Source organism: Paraburkholderia unamae, assembly GCF_003096875.1.
Lineage (GTDB): Bacteria > Pseudomonadota > Gammaproteobacteria > Burkholderiales > Burkholderiaceae > Paraburkholderia > Paraburkholderia unamae.
In genome coordinates, this window is the sequence record NZ_QEOB01000059.1 from 1 (window position 1) to 3,603 (window position 3,603).

The 3,603-nt window shown below is 59.6% G+C and carries 5 protein-coding genes; all 5 read left to right on the forward strand.

Annotation, left to right across the window (positions count from 1 at the left end):
• The first annotated feature begins 110 nt into the window (after positions 1 to 110).
• Positions 111 to 743, forward strand: a complete 633-nt coding sequence (locus C7402_RS47940; protein WP_224039116.1) for an Arm DNA-binding domain-containing protein — start codon at positions 111 to 113, stop codon at positions 741 to 743.
• Between the two features lie 186 nt (positions 744 to 929).
• Positions 930 to 1,430, forward strand: coding sequence for a site-specific integrase (locus C7402_RS47945; protein WP_224039118.1), 501 nt, complete (start codon positions 930 to 932; stop codon positions 1,428 to 1,430).
• Between the two features lie 115 nt (positions 1,431 to 1,545).
• Positions 1,546 to 1,992, forward strand: a complete 447-nt coding sequence (locus C7402_RS45985) for a hypothetical protein (protein ID WP_116615295.1) — start codon at positions 1,546 to 1,548, stop codon at positions 1,990 to 1,992.
• A gap of 129 nt (positions 1,993 to 2,121) precedes the next feature.
• Positions 2,122 to 2,478: a helix-turn-helix transcriptional regulator gene (locus C7402_RS45990; protein WP_116615296.1), complete on the forward strand. Its 357-nt coding sequence runs from the start codon at positions 2,122 to 2,124 to the stop codon at positions 2,476 to 2,478.
• Positions 2,479 to 3,400: 922 nt separating this feature from the next.
• Positions 3,401 to 3,603 (forward strand): hypothetical protein (locus C7402_RS45995; protein ID WP_133254678.1); only part of this gene is annotated, 203 nt, incomplete at its 3' end.

The window sequence follows — 3,603 nt, forward strand, 5'->3', positions numbered from 1 at the left end:
TCACGCCACCTGCCTGCGTCTCGGCCTAACTCAACTGCGCTCCCAACCGGGCATCACCGGTGGGCCGTTCTGCGCGTTTTTACACGGCCTCGGCCACTTGAGGACAAAAAATGGCGAAGGAACGTATCAACCGCGAACTGATCCGGCGGCTCGAAGGCGAGCGCATGGCGGCGCTGGCCCGCTGCGATGTGCCCAAATTGCGTGACGTGTACGACGACACGCTATCCGGCTTCGGGCTGCACATGCGGCCCGACGGCTCAGTGTCGTTTGTGTACCGCTGGAGCGCACCCGAAGGCCAGCGGAAGAGGAGCGTCGGTCGCTGGCCCGCGATGACCGTCGAGGAAGCGCGTGCAGCGGCGAAGGCCTTCATCGGCCGCACCGACCATAGGGCCGACACGATGCCCACGCGCGGCGCGAAGCATGAGCGGCGCGTGGCGGATGCGAAGCGCTGCGCGATGCCGACCGTGGGCGGCTATCTCGACGGCGACTATGCGACGTACTGGCGTGGCACGACGAAAAGCGAGACGCCCGAACAGAACCTGAAGAACATCCGGCGCGACTTCGCTGACCTGCTGCCGAAGCGGCTCGATGAAGTAACGCGACCCATGATGAAGAAGTGGATCGAGCAGCGCGTCGCGGCCGGTCACAAACCCACGGGTATCAACCGCACGCTCGGCTCGATTGGCGGCCTGTTCTCCCACGCCGTCGAGCACGAGATCATCATAAGCAATCCATGCGCGTGACTGCGCTGCAAGACTGACCCCGAGGCAGATGCCGGGCATGGCCGGGAACTGACAGCGGCTGAGGAACAGCGGCTGCGTGCTGCGCTCGATGCGCGCGAAGCGCGTATTCGCGAAGAAGCGGCGGCGCGTCATGACAGCCGCAAGCTTGCCGGGGTGCCCGGCGAGCATCATGTTTTCACCGACCATTTGAAGCCGTCGATCCTCGTCGCCATCAATACCGGGCTGCGCCGCTCGGAACTGTTGCGGCTCGAATGGACGTCTGTGGACTTCAAGGCGCGCACAATCACGGTCGAGCCGCAAACGAGCAAGGTGAAGAAGCGTCGCGTCATTCCGATGAACCGCGAAGCCTGCGAGACGCTGATGGCGTGGCGGCGTCAGGTGAAGTTCGCACGCGTGTTCACGAACGAGATCGGCGAGCCGCTGCGCGAGGTACGCGACTGGCAGAAGGTCAAGTGCGAGGCGAAGGTCATTAATTTCAGATTCATGGATACACGGCATCACACGGCCACACGCATGATCAACGAGGGCGTGGCGGTCTATCACGTACAGAAGATTCTCGGCCACAAGGACAGCCGCATGACGCAGCGCTATCTGCGCGCGCGTGAAGGCAAACTCGCCGAAGCGCTCTCGGTGCTTGACCGGCCACGCACGCCTGAGACTGGCGACGACAGCGCTCAGGCGGCCTGACGCTCCCGATGCAGCACAACGAAGCCCCCATGGGGCTTTCTCGTTCGCTGGGTGGATATCTTCCAGTCTGCATCAGTTAATATGGGTGCTTCCTGTATTACGGGAGGGGCCAGTCATGGCCACTCACTACGACGCCTTCGACCCGGCCAGACTGCGCGCTCAATTGCATGTGCGCGCGTTGACGATGCTCGAGTGGTTCGATCTGTTGCAACGGCAGATCGAACGGGCACAGAAGTTAGACCCCGACCCTGCCGCCGAACTGACCGCGATCCTCGAGGGCATGCGCAGCCCTCACCTCCTACCCGGCGACATGACAGGCAGCCTTGGCGTAGCAGCGCTGGCAGCGAAATCGTTGGCCGAGAGCACGGCCAATAGAGACAACGCGAGCAAGCAGAAGAAGCGCGTGGTAGCGCTCGCCACATTTCAGGTGTGGTGCGGCACGTCGATGACGCCGGAGAAGCGCGACGAGTGCGAGCGGTATGTGGCACACGAACTCAACTCGGATCGCCGCACGGTCACTGACTGGTTCAACGACTTAATCAATCACCCCGACTCGTATTAGCGCCGCTATTCCTGGACCGGCGTGGGAATAGCGCCGCTGTTCCCGATACCGCGTTGCATGTGGTTTTGCTCTGCACCAACCTTGTAAGTGGCGGCCCCTCATGGGCTTAATCACTCAAGGGAGGTCTGCATGGACACGCTGCGCCCGAAGTCCGTAAAGCAGCTCTGCGACTACTACGGCATCTCCAATCCCCACTACTACGCACTGAAGGCGAAGGGCATCGGTCCTGCTGAATTGCGCCTCGGCCACCGCACCATCATCACGCGCGAAGCCGAGCGTGCGTGGGTGGGTGGAAGCCCACACGATCCACGCAGCCTGTGGATGAAACATACCGTTCGGAGATTTAATGCGGATAGAGAACGCCTAAACGACACTTTCCTGATTAATGATGAGAAATATTACAAGCACTATCATATCCAGCGAATGGACGCAATATTCCCATTTGCGGTTGGCACAAACACCGGCGAATGCCGTATTAGCCTATAATTTAGCGGAAGCGGTAGATCAGTTCAGAACGATTCGGAATTGGCGTTTGAATGTTCAAGATGGACATATGATGAACCGCCTAACGCAGATACCAAGAAGCAAATCAGTCTAGCGATCCAGCATGCTGTGATATCTATGATAGAACAGAAATATCAATTGATGCTTGCAGAGCGCACAGAAGATATCGCACATGCATGACCCTGCTAGAACCTGCGCTAAGCCGAGTTGGCGAGGGTTCGCTAATCGGTTATTGCAATCAATTTTCGTTCGCGCATTAAAAGGGAAAGCGTTCTGCCTCATGCGAGCGCCCCCTGAAAATCCACTATCGAGATGGTTATTTTAATTCGTCGACCGATCGCATTTGTTCTGGTAATCGCGTTTGCTATCATGATGCGCCATGGCCGTGGGATGCATTCCTGCTACCTCGCTGGGGTCAAGGTACTTCCCGCCCCGCAAAAATCACGGGTACTTGCGCACCACGTCCTTTTCCTAGCCGCGAGGACTGAAAGGCCTTTGCACTTTGCACCCTGTTCCCTAGCCATCCTCCGGGGTGCAAAACCTGCGGCGCGGATGGGTTTGCACCTGGTCCACTGCACGCATCGGGCATATCCCCGACATTATCGATTCAGCCACGTGTCGAGCAGCGACTGTTCAGCGCGCTCTGGTGTCGGCGTACCCGTTGAACGTCAAGGCCTGTCAAATTTCGTGCATGCGCCCCTGACGCGCCGCATGGGTTTCGGACTTCTCTGATTGGTGGCTCATCACGGAATGTGAATAGTGGCAGATCAGACACACGCCTGATGGGACATCGCGTCCATGCCTCACATCGCCATCACGAGCCAGAGAGAGGAACCCGCTTCATGCACTGCCCGCCTGTTGCTACACGCCGTTGTCACGTCCGCCAGCCGGGAGGTTGCCCGGCATGCTGACCAACGAGCAGATTTTCGGGCGCTGGTGGCCGAAAGGGCAGAAACGCACCATCCGGGTCACGGGACCGGCTCTGCCCGTGCAGGAAGATGGCGAGGACATGTTCGTGCTCAGCGCCATCACGGGCGAGGAACGGCTCTCGACTGTCTGCCAGTACGACCTGACGCTCACCACGGCGCTGGACATGCCGGAGGAACA

Coding starts and splice junctions, on each gene's coding strand:
- C7402_RS47940 (WP_224039116.1), top strand. CDS start 111: ATGGCGAAGGAACGTATCAACCGCGAACTGATCCGGCGGCTCGAAGGC.
- C7402_RS45985 (WP_116615295.1), top strand. CDS start 1,546: ATGGCCACTCACTACGACGCCTTCGACCCGGCCAGACTGCGCGCTCAA.
- C7402_RS45990 (WP_116615296.1), top strand. CDS start 2,122: ATGGACACGCTGCGCCCGAAGTCCGTAAAGCAGCTCTGCGACTACTAC.